Source organism: Streptomyces sp. DH12 (assembly GCF_020873895.1).
In the GTDB taxonomy this organism is placed as follows: Bacteria; Actinomycetota; Actinomycetes; order Streptomycetales; family Streptomycetaceae; genus Streptomyces.
The window spans coordinates 1-474 of record NZ_JAHWGT010000885.1 but is presented as its reverse complement, the minus strand read 5'-3'; the positions used below and the strand labels follow the sequence as shown (position 1 = coordinate 474).

The 474-nt window shown below is 61.8% G+C and carries 1 pseudogene; it reads right to left on the bottom strand.

The features are described 5' to 3' along the window. Nucleotides 1-166: 166 nt before the first annotated feature. Nucleotides 167-474, bottom strand: a pseudogene (locus LPA54_RS37605) (hypothetical protein); the annotation flags it as partial.

Below are 474 nucleotides of genomic sequence, written 5' to 3'. Positions count from 1 at the left end.
GGTGTGGTTCGAGCGGTGACGCCGTCGGCGTAAGCGCGATCAGGCCCACCACGAATGGGGCCACAGACTCCCGCCCGGCTGTCTCCATGGACGGTCGGCAGCCGGGCGGGGCCATGAGCAGGATGGTGCGGAGACCGCATCTCCGCGACATCAGCACCGATCGAGCTCAGGAAGGGGATGCAGAATCAGGGCGGAAGCACGCCGATTGAACGGTGATCTCAAGTTGGGCCGGATCGTCGCTCTTCCTGCCATGAAAACGGGCATCGACGGAGAATTTCCCATCGGCCGAGTCGGCTACAATTTGCGGACTCTTTGCCCGACTGTCATCTGGGCCGTCTTTTACAATCTTCCACCCCTTCTCCGGCAGTTGGCTTCGCAGCCTATTCATTGCTTCTTCCAGGTCTTTGGCAGGAGGCCCGTAGATGCCCCAGGGGTGGTGCGCCCTATACACTCCCCCCTCGCACGGAGAGATCA